General features: G+C 58.9%; 15 protein-coding genes. 9 read left to right on the forward strand and 6 right to left on the reverse strand.

What is annotated here, in order from left to right:
* Positions 1-237: 237 nt before the first annotated feature.
* Positions 238-444 carry a hypothetical protein gene (locus tag ACXAED_RS00490; protein WP_093412161.1) on the reverse strand — a complete coding sequence of 69 codons (207 nt, stop codon included), beginning with the start codon at positions 442-444 and terminating at the stop codon, positions 238-240.
* Positions 445-981: 537 nt separating this feature from the next.
* On the reverse strand, positions 982-1911 hold the full coding sequence (locus ACXAED_RS00495; protein ID WP_093412157.1) for a DUF2493 domain-containing protein: 930 nt from the start codon (positions 1909-1911) through the stop codon (positions 982-984).
* An 860-nt stretch (positions 1912-2771) separates the two neighbouring features.
* On the opposite strand from ACXAED_RS00495, the gene ACXAED_RS00500 reads away from it, so the two are divergent.
* On the forward strand, positions 2772-3752 hold the full coding sequence (locus tag ACXAED_RS00500; RefSeq protein WP_072702319.1) for an Abi family protein: 981 nt from the start codon (positions 2772-2774) through the stop codon (positions 3750-3752).
* Positions 3753-3956: 204 nt separating this feature from the next.
* On the opposite strand, the gene ACXAED_RS00505 is transcribed toward ACXAED_RS00500, so the two are convergent.
* The 4 genes from ACXAED_RS00505 to ACXAED_RS00520 form a co-directional block, all read right to left on the reverse strand.
* Positions 3957-5933, reverse strand: a complete 1977-nt coding sequence (locus ACXAED_RS00505; RefSeq protein ID WP_475046059.1) for an ATP-binding protein — start codon at positions 5931-5933, stop codon at positions 3957-3959.
* A gap of 279 nt (positions 5934-6212) precedes the next feature.
* Positions 6213-6794, reverse strand: coding sequence for a rhomboid family intramembrane serine protease (locus ACXAED_RS00510; protein WP_072702366.1), 582 nt, complete (start codon positions 6792-6794; stop codon positions 6213-6215).
* Positions 6795-6942: 148 nt separating this feature from the next.
* Positions 6943-7278, reverse strand: coding sequence for a hypothetical protein (locus ACXAED_RS00515; protein ID WP_234994812.1), 336 nt, complete (start codon positions 7276-7278; stop codon positions 6943-6945).
* Between the two features lie 328 nt (positions 7279-7606).
* A complete protein-coding gene (locus tag ACXAED_RS00520) occupies positions 7607-7927 on the reverse strand; it encodes a hypothetical protein (protein WP_475046061.1) in 321 nt (106 codons plus the stop codon).
* A 341-nt stretch (positions 7928-8268) separates the two neighbouring features.
* On the opposite strand from ACXAED_RS00520, the gene ACXAED_RS00525 reads away from it, so the two are divergent.
* The 8 genes from ACXAED_RS00525 (at position 8269) to ACXAED_RS00560 (ending at position 17818) form a co-directional block, all read left to right on the forward strand.
* Positions 8269-9318 (forward strand): C4-dicarboxylate TRAP transporter substrate-binding protein, encoded by a 1050-nt coding sequence (locus tag ACXAED_RS00525; RefSeq protein WP_475046063.1) that lies wholly within the window; start codon positions 8269-8271, stop codon positions 9316-9318.
* Between the two features lie 78 nt (positions 9319-9396).
* Entirely contained in the window at positions 9397-9912 is a 516-nt protein-coding gene (locus tag ACXAED_RS00530; protein ID WP_475046065.1) for a TRAP transporter small permease, read from the forward strand.
* Positions 9912-11249, forward strand: coding sequence for a TRAP transporter large permease (locus ACXAED_RS00535; protein WP_027233694.1), 1338 nt, complete (start codon positions 9912-9914; stop codon positions 11247-11249). The genes ACXAED_RS00530 and ACXAED_RS00535 overlap by 1 nt, the downstream gene beginning before the upstream one ends.
* A 29-nt stretch (positions 11250-11278) precedes the next feature.
* On the forward strand, positions 11279-12079 hold the full coding sequence (locus ACXAED_RS00540) for an IclR family transcriptional regulator (protein WP_475046067.1): 801 nt from the start codon (positions 11279-11281) through the stop codon (positions 12077-12079).
* Positions 12080-12183: 104 nt separating this feature from the next.
* Positions 12184-14277 carry a 3-hydroxyacyl-CoA dehydrogenase NAD-binding domain-containing protein gene (locus tag ACXAED_RS00545; protein ID WP_475046069.1) on the forward strand — a complete coding sequence of 698 codons (2094 nt, stop codon included), beginning with the start codon at positions 12184-12186 and terminating at the stop codon, positions 14275-14277.
* Positions 14278-14289: 12 nt separating this feature from the next.
* Complete coding sequence (locus ACXAED_RS00550; RefSeq protein WP_222506431.1) at positions 14290-15465, forward strand: acetyl-CoA C-acyltransferase; 1176 nt, start codon at positions 14290-14292, stop codon at positions 15463-15465.
* A gap of 13 nt (positions 15466-15478) precedes the next feature.
* Positions 15479-16675 (forward strand): acyl-CoA dehydrogenase family protein, encoded by a 1197-nt coding sequence (locus ACXAED_RS00555; protein ID WP_475046070.1) that lies wholly within the window; start codon positions 15479-15481, stop codon positions 16673-16675.
* Between the two features lie 9 nt (positions 16676-16684).
* Positions 16685-17818 carry an acyl-CoA dehydrogenase family protein gene (locus ACXAED_RS00560; RefSeq protein WP_207077580.1) on the forward strand — a complete coding sequence of 378 codons (1134 nt, stop codon included), beginning with the start codon at positions 16685-16687 and terminating at the stop codon, positions 17816-17818.
* The last annotated feature ends 1 nt before the right edge of the window (position 17819 follow it).

Here is a 17819-nt window from a genome sequence, read left to right on the forward strand (position 1 = left end):
CTGCCGCAAAAACCGGGAGGCCCTGGCCGATAGGTTTTTATGGATGGCCCCCTTGAGGCTGACTGGCCGGTCTGTCGCGGCCTGATCATTCCGGGGGGAGTGCGTCCGTTGAACGCGCAGCGAACGGCACCAAGAAGGGTCGCTGGCGGCGATCACCCCCGCCGGACCCGGCATCCCTGGAACAGGGATCGGGCCGCCCCAAGATCGTCCTGGGGCGGCCCATCCTCGTCAGAGGATTTAGTCCTGGGGATCCTTTGCGCTCGGTGGGAACATCACCAGCTCCGAGACCGCGACCGGAAAGTCGAGCTTGAGGTTGAAGAACTCCGAGCCATCCCCGTTGCGGGTGTTGCGGAACATCGCACCCACGCGCTGAAAACGGGTGCGCTCCTGGCCATCGGTATCGGTGAACTTGACGGGAACGGTGGCGACGTAGTGGTTGGTCATATGGATTACTCCTTGTTGCGATGGGGATCACCCGGCACGGGGGCAAGAGGCCCGGTCGCAAGCGCAAATGCGGAGGGTCCGCGGCCAGCCGTGGAAGCCGTATTTGTGCTTGCCGAAGCGTGAGCTGAGGGCACGAACGGGCCGACCCCGTGCGATCCACATCTATGAGCAAAAAGGAGTGATCCGGATGACCCTTGCCATCACGCAGCCGCCACCATCCGCGTCCGCGTCCCGCCGAGCCCGGCCGGGGTGCTGACGGTGCCCGCCCGCGTGGATACGATGTTCCGAAACACCGCCCGAGGGACGTGCAGGTCTTCAGCCTCATGTGCGACGTCTCGACCCCTCGAGTCTTGTGCTGCTGACGATGTGCGTGAGGTGCGCACCATCCCCAGCCCGTACCGACGCGGATGGGCCGCACTCTGACGGACTGGGTAGTGGGATGACTGTGCTGGACGCCGCGAGTTGCTGATCAAGTGTGACCGATCGCACGCGCCATGAGACATGACGAAAGGGCCGCCCGAAGGCGACCCTCTCAATTCACGTCTCGGCAGTCTTCTTCGCCGGGTCCGCAACCCGCATGACCGTCAGGCCTTTCGCTTCCGCTTTTTGCCCGAGGTTCAGCGCGACCCCGTTGCCACCGAAGAGAACAACCCCCGTCGCCGCAAATTTGTCGTTCAGCATCTCGTCGTTACACTTGAAAGGTGCCGCACGCCCATGCGCGGACCAGCGCGGATCGAAGCGCGCCTGCGCGACCCCGCGTGCCCGGGCCCACCGGGCCGCGATCATCTCCGCCCCATGCTTGCCACCCTTGTGGCAGAGGAAGATCTCCTGATTGCGGTTCTGCTTGATCCGTTCGCGAACCTTGTCGAGCGTGTTGAAGATCACATCGACATCGGTCCAGTCGGTGGCGCCCGAGACAACCAGGGGCACCCCCTCGACTTTCGACTTCTCGGCGGTCTCGCGGTCGTGCTGCTCCAGGAGTTGCCGCGCCTCGAAAACCGCGCCTGTCTCCTGCGCCCGGACGCTTGCGCGCGAGCCCGCTGCCGGGATGAAGGCGTGGCCCGTTTCGATCTCGTAGCATTCCGCCGCAGCCTCGCTCATCACCTCTATGGCGCCGACAATCTCGCGCAGCTGCAGAAAGCGCGCCTGCGCTTCTTCAAGCGCGGTCTCGGCGATCTCCGATCCGTCATGGGATTTTGCCAGTGCGCCGATCTTGTCGGCGGTGCGGTCGATCTCCTTACCGAGTGCCACCTTGCGGCGCTGCAAGATCGTGGCGAGCCCATGGGCCAGCGGTTCGATTTCTGCTTCAAGCCCGGTCCCGCGCAGCTGGCCGAGCAAAGCCTCGAAGCTCTCGCGGACGATGTGGTCGGTCAGAACGTGATCCTCCGGGATCGGCAGCTGCGCGTCCTTTTCAGTCAGTCCGAAAAGTTCGATGGTCTCGTAGGTGTTTGCAGTGTCGTAAGCCATGTCTGGTCTCCAGTGTTCGGTTCCAAGGCCACCACGTGAGTGTGGGGGCATGGCCGAATGCCTGGTTTCCGAATCAACCCGGGTCAGGGACGGCGTAGCCGCCGGCTTGCCGGGCGCAAAAGTTTTCCGCGCGCGGCACCCGACACTTGCGCGCGCTTGCGCACGGGACCGCCCCGCGCCACCGGCTCCGCCCTCGCCGAAAAGTTTTGCGATCCTTGACGCGGGCTGATTTGGGGGCCATCCGGAGGATATGCTTCCGCGCTCATGTGTGTGTGTTTTGACGGTAGGTTTGCCCGACCCGAGCAGGCAAACGGCCCGACCGGACGCGGGAGACGGATGGAGTGGCGGGATCGTTTTGGCCTAAGGCCAAAACAGACCAGAGCGCAATCCGGCGGAGCGACCGGGGAGGGACGTGCTCGCGAGGCGGGCAAACCGGGATGCCGGGCGCAACGCCGCGGTGAGGCCGCATGGCCGAATGCGCGACGGACCGAAGGGCCGTTCTCCCCTGCGACACGCGAAGCCGAGCTGGGGAGGCCGCAAGGCTCTGGCCAGGGTTGATGTGCTGGCGACGCCGCTACCGACTATACGGATTACTTGTCCAAGCATTCGATGTAATGGGCGGGTAGCGGAAGTTCGCTGTAATTGGCTCCAATGGCCGCAAAGCGCAGCCATGATCAAGTCTCGGCGCACCGAACTGACATCCCGCGTTGCCTCACCGTTCGGTGCCCCGTCTACAATGTTGACATCGTCAGCGCGGACACTATTATACATTATTGCCTTATGACCGGTGCTCCCTGACCTGGCCTCAGTCGCCTCGTTACAGCCCGGTCTTCTAATTTCTGGACATCGCCGTATCAACATTGAAGTACCTCAAGCAGCACAAGTCGATCGATGAATGCATCGACATCATGTTGATGAGGGGTATGGAAATCCCTGACCGAGGCCATGCCGAGCGCTCCCTGCACCGCATCGGATACTACCGACTCAGCGCGTTTGGGTATCCTTATCGTGACTTCTGCCCGATCCCAACTCCAGACGGCGAGACGGAGCAGAAGGTTCGATGCGACAAGTTCAAAGAGGGTACGTCCTTCGATCAGGCTATCAACTTCTATCTCTTCGACAAAACCTTGCGCATCGAGCTTCTGGACGCGATTGAGCGCATCGAGATCGCGGTTAGAACCGCGATGATTGAAGTCCTTGGGGAGCTGGGACCACATGCGCATCGCGACAGACGCTCATACAAGGATCGCTTCAGCGAAAAGGGCGAAGATGGCAGCACGCCTCTCGAGCTCTTCATAGCCGGACTGGATCAGCACTTCAGAAGCTCTAAAGAGGACTTCGCGAAGCACTTCTCACTAAAGTACTTTGGTCCTCCACCGATTTGGATCGAGGCTGGGACATGGACCTGGGGCAACCTGACCCACATTATCGCCCACCTGTCCGACAAAAACAAAATGGCAATCGCGGCGCGTATTCACCCGGACCTCCCCATGAAGACATTCGCTTCATGGATCACAGCGCTCAATGACGTCCGCAACAGCTGCGCACATCACGCCCGAACGTGGAACAAGCCCTTGGTTAACAGCCCTGGGGTTCCCCCAAAAACGACATTTGGACAGCTCGACCACCTCCGCCAGCCCAGGATGGGGGACGATGCGCCCACGAAAAAGATTTACAGCGCGATCGTCATCATGATCTTCATGCTGCGGCAGTATTATCCGCGCACCAGGTGGCACATCCGTCTTCGCGACAAGATCTTGACCCAAGACCTCCCTTACGAAATTCGTCCGCAGACAGCCGGGTTCCCGGAGGGCTGGGAGTACGAGGCCATCTGGAACTGACCCGCCGACTTCCTGCTATCCGACATTGCCGCACGATGTCCCAAAAGGCCGGTTCAGAAAAGCTGCGTTGCAGGTCAGTCACAGCGACCCGTGCGCCCTTCTTTATGAGGAATGGGTTGGCGCTACGTTCCGCAAGGAAGGGTGGAAAGTGGTGGTTCCCTGCGTATTAGTTAAAGTGGCAGAGAAACGCGGAAGCAAACTTGATTATACTGAGATCCCGATACGTTCGAAGAATGCTCGGTTGCGTGACTTAGCGGACTCGAGAACGTCTTTGAAAGACGAGACCTCGATAAAAATCGAATAGGACGCGTCCCACGAATAGTATGTGTTTGAACCCGCCTTTCGGTGGAAGTTCCCGAGAGCCTTCATGACATCACGTAGCTTGGGTGTTATATCCGCGATGATGTGACACATGAACGGCGTAGTTTCTTCGATTGAGCGTATGGGAGTCCCGTCATACTTGATCGCCTCACCAGACTTCCGCATGTCTTCAACATATTTTCGGACTTGCGTGATGGGGTTTTTCTCCAAAGTGTAGTTGTCGATTTTCGGACGCTTGAATTCTACAATAGTGATTGGGGAAGACTTGTCTTCATTTTCAAAGCCAAGGCCAAGGTCGAAAATGGAGACGTCTGGCCTATCTTTTGGGTGAGTGGGATCTGACACTTGCTTTTCCATGCGGGTGTCAGAGTTGAAATATGAGTAGAATGCCAGTCGGTCGTCAACGATCCATAAATTGTGATCGTCGTAATCCAAATCCGAGGAAGTGGATTTCAGAGGGCAGATTATGTCGTGGAGAACGTCCTCATACTCGGAATCTTGATCTGTATTAGGCTTGAATTTCAAGCTCTCTTCGAACACATCGAGAACCAACTTGCGCTTCATGACATATTCAGCAAGCGACGACACCGACTCTTGCTTGAGTTCTGCGACATACTCTTTGGCCTTCGCCTCCACGTCAGGCAACTTCTTCTCAATTGACCGTTTGAAAGCATTCTTACGGCGTTCATATTGACGCAGCGACTGACGGGACATTTCCACAAATATGTCCTCTTTCCGGTTCGTGCCGTAATGGAGCGTTTCCGCGACTTCAGCATCCGTACCTTGAATACTAAGGAAACGAGGATGCTCGATGCGGAGGGCGCTGACAATGCCTGTCTGCTTCTCTCGAATCTCAGCGAGTTCGGGGGCGAGGAACTCCTTGACGCGCTCTTTCGCCTGATCGACGATGCTCTCAATCTCATCTTCTGACAAAGAGAAGTCCGTTCTTGTGTCATTCACAGATTCATCGAGGGCCGCACTTTCAATATACCCAAGGAATGCGAATTTACTATCAATAGCCTTAAGGCCAATCACCCCGTCCATGTCGAACCGTTTTACAGCACGTCCGTTTGCTCCAAGGTAAAGTGCGTTCGTGCTTCTTTCGTCGTCAGAGATTGCTTTGGGAAGCAGAAAACAGTGGCAGACAAAATCTTCGGACCCGCCAGAAGCGGATAAAGTGAACCGATAATCTGCATCGCGCTCAACTGATTCTGAGAATGCCTCGAACAGGTCTATCTCGGCATCAACATCACAGACCGTAATTTTTGGATGACTGATATTGATGAAGTAACTTATGAAATGAGCCAAAAGCCGATTTGTGATCGTGCTTGCCTTCTTCGGTATGTGCAGAGCGTAGTCACGTTTGTAGGGAGTCAACTGAATAATTGAGCCTGGAGTGCTTTGATCCGCTGGCGCAAGGGTCAGATTGTCCGTTGGGTTGGAAACCTTGAAATCAAAAGAAATAGAACGACCGATGGACCCGTCATCGTAAACACTTTGAATACGCACCTCGTCCAGCACCTTGAGCCAAACAAGGCGCCCTACGCCTTTTCCGCCAATCTTTTCTTTGGCACGTGAGTCCATTCGGCGAAAAGACTCGAGATTGCTTTCGTTAAAGCCAATTCCATTGTCAGAAATAGTAAAGCCTTCCATCTCCCCAGATTTAGTGCGGTGCAGTTCGATTGTGACTTCGCCCTTGCTGAGATTATCCTTGCCAAATCTGTCTTCGACGGCGTGAATGGAGTTCATCACAGCTTCAAAAAGTGGGAAAAGTGAGTTCTTGGCATTCGGAGCAAGCGATAAGTTTCGAATGCGCCCTGCGGGGTCGTTGTCCCAGCCGGTTTGAATTCGAACGTCCATGCTATTTGCTCCCGCCTGCCCTCAGTGGCACTATGACTGCGTAGCTGCTAGGGCGCAATCCGACACTTTTCCTTGGCCCTGACCTGCGAGCCCACTTGCCGAGCAAGTTCTGGTCCTCTCCACCTCTTCTCTGTTTACGAGAGGAGAGAACAACAACGTGGGCCATTTCCATCTTTCGAGAAGTCACGGCAACCGTTCAGAGCACTTTCTTGGCAAGATCATGAAGCATACGCTGCACCAAACGAGGTCGATCGGCAGCTTAGGCCCGATTGCACTGTTTCAGTTCAGATCGACGCCGCCGAGGCGCGGCGCATGGACATGCGTTCGGATTAGGAACGCAGCGCCCGCGCCCGCGATAGCGCCGAAGAGATGCGCCTCCCACGACACGCCGGGTTGGCCCGGAAGAACGCCCCAGAGAATAGAGCCATAGAGGACACCGACCACCAGCGCCGCGCCCAGCGTGATCGGAGAGCGATCCACAAGACCGCGCGCGATGAGGAAGCCAAACCAGCCGAAGATCAGCCCCGACGCACCGATATGGATCGCCGAGCCGCCGAACAACCACACGAGACCGCCCCCTAGGCCGATCACCACGGCGTTCACCGACAGCAAGCCTCGCGTGGTCGTTGCCACCAGCAGCCCACCCATCACCAGGAGCGGCGGCGTATTGGCCATCAGGTGCGAGAAACTCCCATGCAGGAGGGGCATAGCGATGACACCATCCAACCCGCTGCCGTGCCTGGGGATCAGGCCGAAGGCCGGGTTCAGGCCGTAGCCGGTGATCCAATTGACGACTTGGATCGCCCAGAGCAGCGCGACAAAAGCGGCAAGCGCCGCGGTGCGCCGGAAGAAGACGCGCATGTGATCCCAGTTCATCATGTTGGCGACAGTAGTCGTCCCCACAGCGCCTTCAACGGCTTTCGCGCGCTGCACAGGGTGCCACCTCCGGGAAAGGGGATTCGCGGCGGCCAACCTCGGTAGGGCTCAAGCCAAGAGAATGGCTCCGATCTTACACGGTGTTCCCAGGCCGCAGCGGCATGATTTCACGCTCGGGGCGCTTCAACGCTTCGGCATATTTGCGGGCATTGTCATCGATCGTGCTGTGCCAGAGCTTCGAGACGAACGCCCGGGCGTCTTGCACCGTCATGTCCTTCAGCGAAGAGGACAGCGCCATGAAGAGCTCATCCTCGCTGATCGCGGCGGCATAGTGCATGGCGTCCGCGTAAAATGAAGGGTCGTTCAGGACCTGTTGGCTTAGCGGCATCAGCGCGAGGTTCTCTTCCGGGATCGCCATGAAGATCGTGTCCTGCAGGTCGGTCAGATACGCACGCCGCGAGGTGGACACCGGCTTTCCTGCTGCCTGGGGTCTGCTCCGGCTCAGTGCAAAATCCTACGTTAAGAAATATTCTTCCCTGACGCTGGCACCCTTTGCGGAATTTACATTGAGACACGAGCTGAGATGCACGAGTTCGCTATCTGAGAGCCTATTTTACATCCGTTTTACAAACCTGCGTTTGTGAAAGCCGCCATTCGCTGCGCTGCGCATAAAATCACACAGTGCGGGACTTTGCCGCCGTTGCCCTTCCTGGTGTTTGCTGACGCAGCATTCGCTCGCGGGTGCGGCGTGATTTTCGCTGTGAAGCAGCATGTGCCGCCAAACCGGCCGTTGAAAGTCAGCCCGAGGGGCCAAATTCAATCCACCCTTTCGCCGCAACGTGGATCGACCAACGAGGAGCCGGACTTTGCTGCCATTGCCCTTCCAGATGTTTGCTGACGCAGCATTCTATTGCAGATGCGGCACGCTCATCGCCGCGATGCAGCTGATGTCGCCAGACCGGTCCTTCATTGTCAGCCTGAGCCGCGAAATTCGAACCGCCCTTCCGCCGCTGCCACATTGATGCATTGCGGTGTTTACGTTTAACTACACCCACCAGCAGAATAGAGTTCTTCACGACCACACCGGGAAGCGCCGCGAACCCCAGTATGCTGGGCACCGGCATATCCGTCCGACCTGCGCGAAATCTTGGAACTTACAAGGCAACGTTACCGCTGACATCGCGGCGGTTTTTTGCAGCGGGTGTTCTTAACCGAATGTACGACTGCTGAGCGCCGCGGGGATGTCTGCGGGCCCATAGCTGAGTGTGGCAAACTAACGTTCGCATAATTTGGGGCTATTTTGAACATTCAGCTGCTGTTCATCGGCGCCCTTGAGACGGGTGTCCTGACCACGGTTCAGGGCAGAAAATCACTCAGCTTGACTCATTCGAGCAATTTATACTAGTGTTCGAATAATTGGAATTCAAAACCGCATAGTAGAATTTAGGGAGGAGACCTAATGAAACCCCTGCTAGCATCCACCGCGGCGGCACTCTGCTTGGCGGCCTCGACAATCGCGAGCGCCGACACAACGCTGATACTGGGAGAAGCCTGCCCGAATCGGGGAGCCCGGGCCGCAGCATTGCAGTCCTTTGCCGACGACGTAACAGCCCGTACCAACGGCGAAGTAAATATCGACATTCAATGGGGGGGGGCGCTGTTCAAGGCCAATGCGGCCGCACAAGCCATTGCGGACGGAGTGGCTGACCTCGGCACGGTCATCGCAGTGTATTTCCCGCAGGAAATGCTGAGCTACAGCTTCGCCGACCTGCCGATGCGCAATGAGGATGCCTGGGTCGGAATGCGCGCGACGGACGAGTTGATGAGGACCTCCGACGCGATCACGAAAAGCCTGGCGGACCAGAACCTCGTATACATCGGCACTTTCACAACCTCGGCAGTGAACATCGCGTGCAAGGACGTGGCAATTCGCACGGTCGAGGATATTGCCGGTCTGAAAGTCCGTGGCGTCGGCGCATATGGCGACACCTTCCGCGACTTTGGTGCAAACATGGTCGCGATGCCGATCTACGATGCCTATCAGGGCCTCGACACCGGGTTGCTGAATTGCTCGCAGGGCTACTCCTACGCAGTTGCCGCCCTGAAACAACAGGAAGTCATGACCAGCTATACCCTGCTTAACTGGGGTCAGGTCGGTGCTTTGGGAATCTTCATGAACAAGGATGTGTACGATTCTCTCGACGCCGAGACCCAGTCCGCGATGGCTGATGCCGGTATCGCGATGGCTGACAAGCTGGGTGAATTGATTACCGTGGCCAATGACGCGGCCTTGGAGACAATGAAGGACGCCGGTGTCGAGGTCGTCGACTTGCCAGCGGGAGAGCGCGACAAGCTGGTTCAGCAAGGCAAGCAATACGTTGATGAATGGGTCGAGCGTGCGAATGCGGCGGGGCTTGACGGCACGTCGCTGCTGGAACAATACCGCACGCTTCTGGAAAAATATGCCGAAGAGCGTGACGGCCAAGGCTATCCCTGGGCGCGCGGCTGAGACCAGCTGCACATATCTCCGCGGTGCAAGACCGGCGCCGCGGCACTTCCCTTCATACTATTTCGACGGAGTTGACCGATGTTACGTCGCGTTGAAAAGCTATTGCTTGACCTGGCCGTTGTCGCCGTTGTCGGCCTTGGCGTGTTGATCACAAGCAGCGTATTTCTGCGGGCCGCATTCAATTCCGGCATCCCGGACACCATTGTGATCGTGCGCGAACTGATGGTCGCCGCGATCGTTTTGCCCCTGGCAGTGGCAACACTGGACCGGGCGCATATTGTGGTGGAGTTTCTCAGTAAAATGATGCCCCTCCGTGTGCAGGACTGGCTGCTCGTCGGTGGAAGCGCCTTTGGTCTCTTCGCCCTCTCCCCCCTGATCTACGCGGGTTGGCGCGAGGTTGCCCATACCGTCGAAAGCGGCGCCTTCTTCTTTGGTCAGCTTAACCTCCCGAAATGGCCGGGCCGGGTGGTTTTCCTTGTCGGGATTTCCTTCTGCTGGCTTCGGCTGCTGCTAATGGTGATCGGCGACATTCGCACGATCCGCGCCGGTGGCAGCGTGGTTTCCCCGGATCATGAACATGAGGAGAGCGTCTGATGGACGGCACCGTCATCGGCATCGTCGCCTTCGCCTGTGTCATCGGTTTGCTTGCGGTCAGGGTGCCCATCGCCTTTGCACTTGCCGGAGTTGCCACAGTTGGCACCTTTGTCATCTTTGCGTTTCGCACCGGCGCCTTCGCACCTGAACGGGCGCTGAAACCCACGACGTCATTGGTTTTTTCCAATTCCTTCGACCTGATCCATTCCTACGATCTGTCCATGATCCCGCTGTTCATCGCGCTTGGCCACATTGCCTATCGCGCCGAGATCACGACGAAGATCTATCAAGCTGCCCGCGTGTGGCTGGCGAGTGTGCCCGGTGGTGTCGCGATGGCCTCGGTTGTAGGCTGCGGCGGTTTCTCCGCAATTACCGGATCGTCCATCGCCTGCGCCTCCACCATGGGGCGGATCTGTTCGCCAGAGATGCTGCGCATGGGCTATGACAAGCGACTTGCCACTGCCAGCGTCGCTGCGGGCGGGACCCTCGGGTCGCTCATCCCGCCTTCTGTCCTGTTCATCATCTACGGGATTTTCACCGAAACCTCGATCAGCGCCTTGTTCCTCGCAGGCATTCTGCCTGGCCTCATCTCATTGCTGGGTTTCGTTCTGGTCATCTTCGTCTGGGTGCGCCGGACACCAGAAGCGGCGCCGAGGTTCGAAGGGCAGATCACGATGCGGGACCGGGGCCGGGCCGCGTTGGACTCCTGGCCCGCGATTGGCCTCTTCGTTATCATTGTTGGCGGTATCTATGGCGGCATCTTCACAGCGACCGAGGCGGCTGCGGTCTGCGTATCCGCAGCAGTCGCCATCGGTTTCGCGCAAGGCAAGCTGGATCTCCGAGGGGTGATCGAATCCTTGCGCGAAACCTGCATTCAAACCGCCAGCATTTTCCTGATTGCCGCCGCGGCCAAGATCTTTGTCGCCTTCATCGCCTTGACCGGGGTCGCCCCGAGCATCGTCAGCGCCGTGACAGACGCGCAGCTTTCGCCAGTCATGCTGCTGGCGGCCATCGCGGTGATCTACCTGGTGCTTGGCATGTTCCTGGATCCCATCGGCATCATGGTGCTGACCCTGCCGCTGATGATCCCGCTGGTGGAAAATTACGGCTTCGACCTGATCTGGTTCGGAGTTGTTATCATCAAGCTGCTGGAGATTGGCCTGATCACGCCGCCGGTTGGGTTGAATGTGTTCGTCATCGCAAACGTTGTGGGCAAGGACGTGGCGATCGACAGAATATTCTCGGGAATCCTGAGATTTTTGACAGTTGACGTGATCGTTCTGATCCTGATCATGGCCTTCCCGGTCATTTCGCTGCTGATCCCGAACTCGATGTAGACCGGGATAACAAGGTGATGAGGAACACTATGCCCGACGAGATTGAAACCGACAGAAGGTTCGCGACCACTCTGGCGCGCGGCTTGAGCGTCTTGCGGGCGTTCCGGTCATCCGACGATGGCCTGGGCAATGCCGATATCTCGGAGCGTACCGGTATTCCCAAATCCACGGTGTCGCGGCTGACCTTCACCTTGCAAAAGCTCGGCTATCTCACCCATGCGCGGCGCCATGACCGCTATCGCCCTGGCCCCGCGTTGCTGGCGCTCGGCAACATGGCAAGCGCATCGATCTCCTTTGTGGATCTGTCATCGCCGCTGATGCAACGGCTGGCGGATGAGACAGGCACCCTTGCCCTGTTGCTGGTGCGAGACGACGGCAAGCTGCTGATCGTCAAGACATGGCGGCCACGCGGGGTTGCCTCGCTCTGGCTTGAAGTCGGGCATCGGCTGCCATTCAACGGAACATCGTCCGGCCACGCACTGCTGGCCTCGACCTCCGAAGAGGGCTTTGATCAGATCGTGACCGCGGCGGATGGCGACCGCGGCCTGACTCGCGAGCGCGCAACGGAAATTCGCCGCACGGCGCATAATCAGCTTGTGACCACAGGTTTCGTCGTCACCGATCCCGATGAATACTTTGCCTCCAACATCCACGCAGTGGCCTCCCCGTTCTATTCCCGCGATCTGAGCGAACCGGTGATCTTCACCTGCGGCGCCCTACCCGAAATGCTGTCCGTGCCCCGGATGCGGACCGAGGTCGGCCCAAAACTGCGTGAAACGGTGCAAGAGCTCGAACGGATCATGGGCCAGGGGTTTTCAAAGACGAATTGAGATCTGTGAGGGTTTAAAATACCGCATAGTAGAATTCAATATCGCATGTTGAAATTCAACGATGAATTGGTTATCAAGTGAATGAACCAAGGAAAGGCAAATTTATGGGATCGGTATCCTACGAAAATGTTGGCCCGGTGGCGGTGGTCACCGTCGACAATGCTCCGGTCAACGCGCTGTCACAGGCCATCCGCCGCGGCCTTTCTGAAGCTTTCGCGCGCTTTAAGTCTGACGACACGGCCGATATTGCGGTGATTGTTGGGGCTGGGCGGATGTTCATCGGAGGGGCCGATATTTCCGAATTCGGCAAGCCGCCGCAAAGCCCCAGCCTGCCCGACGTGATTAGCCAGATCGAAGCCTGCGACAAACCCGTTGTCGCCGCAATTCACGGCATGGCACTGGGCGGCGGGCTTGAAGTGGCCCTCGGCGCGCATTACCGCATCGCATTGCCCGGCACGCGGTTGGGCTTGCCTGAAGTAAAGATTGGCCTAATTCCGGGCGCAGGCGGCACGCAGCGTCTGCCGCGTATCGTCGGGATCGACGCTGCCCTCAGAATGATCACCAGCGGGACCCCGGTAACCGAAAGCGATGCGCTTGAGACCGGGTTGATCGACCAAATCGGCGATGGCTTCGACATTCGCGAGGCGGCCCTTGCCTACGCGCAATCACTGCTGGAGCACCGAGCCCCGCCACGTCCGATCAACGGCATGCCCCGTGCCACGGATGAGGAAGGAGCCCTTCAAAACAGGCGCACGAAGCTTGAACACTCCCTGCGCGGCGAGGTGGCTCCGCTGGCCGCGGTTGAAGCGGTCGAAGCCGCGGTCGGGAAATCCTTTGCCGAAGGGCTGAAGGAAGAGCGCCGCCTGTTCCAGCACTTGATGGACACGCCCCAACGCAGTGGGCTGATCCATGCGTTCTTCGCCGAGCGTGCCGTGTCGAAATTACGGGAAATCGCTGACGTTGCGCCTCGTGACATTGCAGGTGTCGGCATTATCGGCGGCGGCACCATGGGAGCGGGCATCGCCACCTCGGCGGTGCTGAACGGCCTCGCAGTGACACTGGTCGAACGCGACACCGAGGCCGCGGAAAAGGCCCGCGCGACCATCGCCAGAAACCTCGACGCCGCCGTGAGGCGCGGCAAGATTGGCCGCGATCGACGTGACGAGATTCTCGCGGATTCCCTCAAGACCGTCACCGACTACGGTGCCCTGTCCGACGTCGGCCTGGTTATCGAAGCCGTCTTCGAAAGCATGGATGTTAAGAAAAGCGTGTTCGCCACGCTGGACGAAATTCTGCCGCGCGGCGCGATCCTTGCGACGAATACCTCCTACCTCGATGTCAACGAAATCGCCGCCTCGACCTCGCGGCCCGAAGACGTCATCGGCCTGCATTTTTTCTCGCCCGCACATGTCATGAAGCTGCTTGAGGTCGTTGTTGCCGACAGGACCGCACCGGACGTGGTGGCCACTGCCTTTGCGCTTGCGAAAAGGCTCGGCAAAACCGCCGTGCGTGCAGGTGTCTGCGACGGCTTCATCGGCAACCGCATTCTGTCGCATTACCGCACGGCGGCCGATCACATGGTGCTGGACGGGGCTAGCCCCTATCAGATTGACAAGGCGCTGACCGATTTTGGCTTCGCCATGGGCCCTTATCAGGTTTCGGACCTCGCCGGGCTCGATATCGGCTATGCGACCCGCCAACGCAAGGCGGCGGACGCCCACCCGCGCGACCGCTACCCGGTCTTCGCCGATACGCTCTATCACAAAGGGTGGCTGGGGCAGAAAACCGGCCACGGCTACTACATCTACGAAAAAGGCATTCGCACAGGGCGGCCCGACCCACAGGTCGAGCAAATCATCGCGCAGGCCCGCAAAGAGGCTAGCACCAGACCCCGCACCTTCACCGATGATGAGATTGTCCGTCGTTATATGGCCGCAATGGTCAACGAAGGTGCGCGCGTGGTGGAGGAGGGCATTGCGAAGCGCCCGCTCGATGTGGATGTCGTGTTTCTGTATGGTTACGGCTTTCCACGCTGGCGCGGCGGGCCGATGAAATACGCCGACATGCGTGGCCTCGACAGCATTCTCTCCGACATCCGCACATTCGCCGAAACCGACGATCACTTCTGGTCACCCGCGCCGCTGCTGGAACAGCTCGTGGCCGAGGGCCGCAATTTCGACAGCCTGAACCAGTGCTGAAAGGAACCCAACATGTCCAATGCCGTTATCGTTTCCATCGCCCGTACGCCCATCGGCAAAGCCGGACGCGGCACGTTCAACATCACGCATGGCGCAACCCTGGGCGGGCACGTCGCGGCGGAGGCCGTGAAACGCGCAGGGATAGACCCGGCGCTGATTGAGGACAGCGTCTGGGGGTGTGGCTATCCGGAATATGTCACCGGCGGCAACATCGCACGCCAGATCGTGATCCGCGCAGGCCTGCCCGTCAGCATCGCGGGGACCACCGTAAACCGCTTCTGCGCCAGCGGCCTGCAAGCCGTGGCAATGGGCGCCCATCTGATCAACAACGAGGGGGCCAAGGCCGTTCTGGTGGGCGGTGTTGAAAGCATTTCGATGGTGCAACCACCGGTCCGACATTCACGCGAGGCTTGGATCGAAGCGAACAAGCCAGATCTTTACATGACGATGATCGAGACCGCCGACATCGTTGCTCGACGATACGGGATCAGCCGCGATGCGCAGGATGAGCTTGGCCTGCAGAGCCAGCAACGCACCGCAGCAGCGCAAGAGGCGGGCCGCTTCGATCAGGAGATCGCCCCGATCACCGTCACCATGGCGCGGAAGGACAAGGAAACCGGCGAAGTTTCAGAGGTTGAAACAACCATTGCCCGCGATGAATGCAACCGCCCCACGACAACGCTGGAAGCACTGCAGAAGCTGGAGCCCGTGCGCGGACCCGATGAGTTCATCACCGCCGGCAATGCTTCGCAGCTCAGCGACGGTGCCGCCGCGCTGGTGATGATGGACGCCAAAGAGGCCGAACGTCTTGGGCTGACCCCTCTGGGTGCGTTCCGCGGCTTTGCAGTTGCGGGCTGCGAGCCCGACGAAATGGGCATCGGCCCGGTCTTTGCGGTGCCCCGTCTGCTGGAACGTCAGGGCGTCAAGATCGACGACATCGACCTTTGGGAGCTGAACGAAGCCTTTGCCAGCCAGGCGCTCTATTGCCGCGATAGGCTCGGCATCGACAATGACATCTGCAACGTCAATGGCGGCTCGATCGCTGTGGGTCACCCGTTCGGCATGACCGGTGCGCGGATGACCGGACATCTGATGGTCGAAGGGCATCGTCGCGGGGCGAAATTTGGCGTCGTGACGATGTGCATCGGCGGTGGCCAGGGTGCCGCCGGCTTGTTTGAAATCTACTGAGAAGGATCGCCCGATGGACCTGAATTATACCCACGAACAGAAGGCGTTCCGGGATGAAGTGCGCAGCTATCTGGCCGAAGAGCTCCCTGCCCGGCTCGTGAACAAGGTCAGGCTCGGAAAAACCCTGACCAAGCAGGATCACGAGGAATGGCACGCGATCCTCAACAAACGGGGCTGGCTTGCTGGAAACTGGCCCAAGGCGTTTGGCGGGGCCGGGTGGGATGCGGTCCAACGCCATATTTTTGAGGATGAAATGACCCGGGCCTCTGCGCCCCGTATCGTTCCCTTCGGCCTTGGGATGCTTGGCCCGGTGTTGCAGAAATTCGGCTCCAAGGCACAGCAGGACTACTATCTGCCACGGATCCTGAGTGGGGAGGACTGGTGGTGCCAAGGGTATTCCGAACCCGGCGCAGGATCCGACCTCGCCTCGGTCCGCACGACTGCTGAACGCGATGGCGATCACTACCTGGTCAATGGGCAAAAGACCTGGACAACTCTTGGCCAGCACGCCAACAAGATCTTCTGCCTCGTGCGCACCTCGAAAGAGGGCAAGCCGCAAGAGGGAATCTCTTTCCTGCTGATCGACATGAACAGCCCCGGCGTCAAAGTGCGCCCGATCGTGCTGATCGACGGTGAACCCGAGGTGAACGAGGTGTTCTTCGATGACGTCCGGGTTCCGGTCGAGAACCGTGTGGGCGAGGAAAACAAGGGCTGGACCTATGCGAAGTACCTGCTGACCCATGAACGCACCAATATTGCAGGCGTAGGTTTTGCAAATGCCGGTCTGGAAAATCTGAAGCGCATCGCCCGGCTCGAACAGGCAAATGGGCGTCCACTGATTGAGAACCCGCATTTTGCGGCGCGGATCGCTCGGATCGAAATCGACCTCATGGCCATGTCAACGACCAACTTGCGTGTCGTGTCCAAAGCTGCGGCAGGTCAGGCCCCCGGTGCCGAAAGCTCAATACTGAAGATCAAGGGCACCGTCATCCGTCAGGAAATCAACGCGCTCACCCGGTCAGCCGTGGGGCCCTACGCAATGCCCTTCGCCTCGGAGGCGCTGGAAGACGGTAGCAATCTTGGCCCCGTCGGCCCCGACTATGCCGAAGCCGCCACGGCGCAGTACCTCAACAACCGAAAACTGTCGATCTTTGGCGGATCGAATGAGATCCAGCGCACGATCCTCAGCAAAGCCATTCTGGAACTGTAAGGACAGACCATGAATTTTGAACTGACAGAAGAACGCCAGATGCTTCAGGACGGTCTGCGCCGGTATCTGCGGGACAGCTACACGCCATCTCTACGGGCTGAACTAAAAAAGAGTGACCGCGGATATTCCCTTGATGTCTGGTCCGGTCTTACAGAAATGGGCGTCATCGGTGCGTTGTTTGCCGAAGATGACGGCGGTTTTGCCGGGTCCGGGTTCGACATTGCCGTTGTGTTTGAAGAGCTTGGCCGGGTTGGCGCGGTTGATCCGCTGATTGACACAGCCGTTCTAAGTGGTGGCCTGATTGCAGCCCTGGGCAACGACGCGCAGAAACCGGTCATGGACGCGGTGATTGACGGTTCAGTCCAGCTTGCCTTTGCCCATGGCGAACCGGCGAGCCGCTATGACCTGTCGCGCGTCGAAACCTCGGCGACCCGCGATGGCGACGGGTTTGTCCTGAACGGGCGCAAGGCCGTGGTGATCAATGCCCCCGCTGCCGATCAAATCCTTGTCAGCGCCCGCACCTCCGGTGACGCGGCAGATCGGGACGGGATCAGCCTGTTCCTGGTATCTGCGTCCACCCCGGGCATGACGCTGCGCAGCTACCCGCTTGTGTCCGGTGGGCAGGCCGCGGAACTCCTGTTGGAAGATGTCCGACTGGGCAGTGACGCCCTGCTGGGCGACGAAGGCGGTGCATTCGAGGCCATCACCCACGCTCAGGCGCGCGCCACGCTGGCGATCTCCGCCGAGGCGCTTGGCCTGATGGAAAGCATCCGGGAATTGACCACCGACTATCTCAAGACCCGCAAGCAATTCGGAAAACCGATTGGCAAGTTCCAGGCGCTGCAACACCGGATGGCCGATGTTCTGATCGAGATCGAACAGGCGCGCTCGGCCGTTATCAACCTCGCCGGGCACATCGATCACCCTGAGGAGATCCGCGAAAAGCATGTGAGCGCAACAAAGAACCTGATCGGCAATGTCGCCAAACTTGTTACCGAAGAAAGCATTCAGATGCACGGCGGCATCGGCATGACCGACGAATACGAGTTGGGGCATCTCGCCAAGCGGCTGATCATGGTCGATCACCGGTTTGGCGATGCAATCTATCACCTCGACCGTTTTATCTCGCTGGCCGTGGCTTGAT

Source organism: Leisingera sp. ABM4_103 (assembly GCF_056158685.1).

What these genes read in the sequence shown, in the direction of transcription:
- ACXAED_RS00555 (WP_475046070.1), top strand. Translation starts at nt 15,479, where the DNA reads ATGGACCTGAATTATACCCACGAACAGAAGGCGTTCCGGGATGAAGTG.
- ACXAED_RS00545 (WP_475046069.1), top strand. Translation starts at nt 12,184, where the DNA reads ATGGGATCGGTATCCTACGAAAATGTTGGCCCGGTGGCGGTGGTCACC.
- ACXAED_RS00535 (WP_027233694.1), top strand. Translation starts at nt 9,912, where the DNA reads ATGGACGGCACCGTCATCGGCATCGTCGCCTTCGCCTGTGTCATCGGT.
- ACXAED_RS00505 (WP_475046059.1), bottom strand. Translation starts at nt 5,933, where the DNA reads ATGGACGTTCGAATTCAAACCGGCTGGGACAACGACCCCGCAGGGCGC.
- ACXAED_RS00510 (WP_072702366.1), bottom strand. Translation starts at nt 6,794, where the DNA reads ATGCGCGTCTTCTTCCGGCGCACCGCGGCGCTTGCCGCTTTTGTCGCG.
- ACXAED_RS00530 (WP_475046065.1), top strand. Translation starts at nt 9,397, where the DNA reads ATGTTACGTCGCGTTGAAAAGCTATTGCTTGACCTGGCCGTTGTCGCC.
- ACXAED_RS00490 (WP_093412161.1), bottom strand. Translation starts at nt 444, where the DNA reads ATGACCAACCACTACGTCGCCACCGTTCCCGTCAAGTTCACCGATACC.
- ACXAED_RS00525 (WP_475046063.1), top strand. Translation starts at nt 8,269, where the DNA reads ATGAAACCCCTGCTAGCATCCACCGCGGCGGCACTCTGCTTGGCGGCC.
- ACXAED_RS00540 (WP_475046067.1), top strand. Translation starts at nt 11,279, where the DNA reads ATGCCCGACGAGATTGAAACCGACAGAAGGTTCGCGACCACTCTGGCG.
- ACXAED_RS00560 (WP_207077580.1), top strand. Translation starts at nt 16,685, where the DNA reads ATGAATTTTGAACTGACAGAAGAACGCCAGATGCTTCAGGACGGTCTG.
- ACXAED_RS00550 (WP_222506431.1), top strand. Translation starts at nt 14,290, where the DNA reads ATGTCCAATGCCGTTATCGTTTCCATCGCCCGTACGCCCATCGGCAAA.
- ACXAED_RS00495 (WP_093412157.1), bottom strand. Translation starts at nt 1,911, where the DNA reads ATGGCTTACGACACTGCAAACACCTACGAGACCATCGAACTTTTCGGA.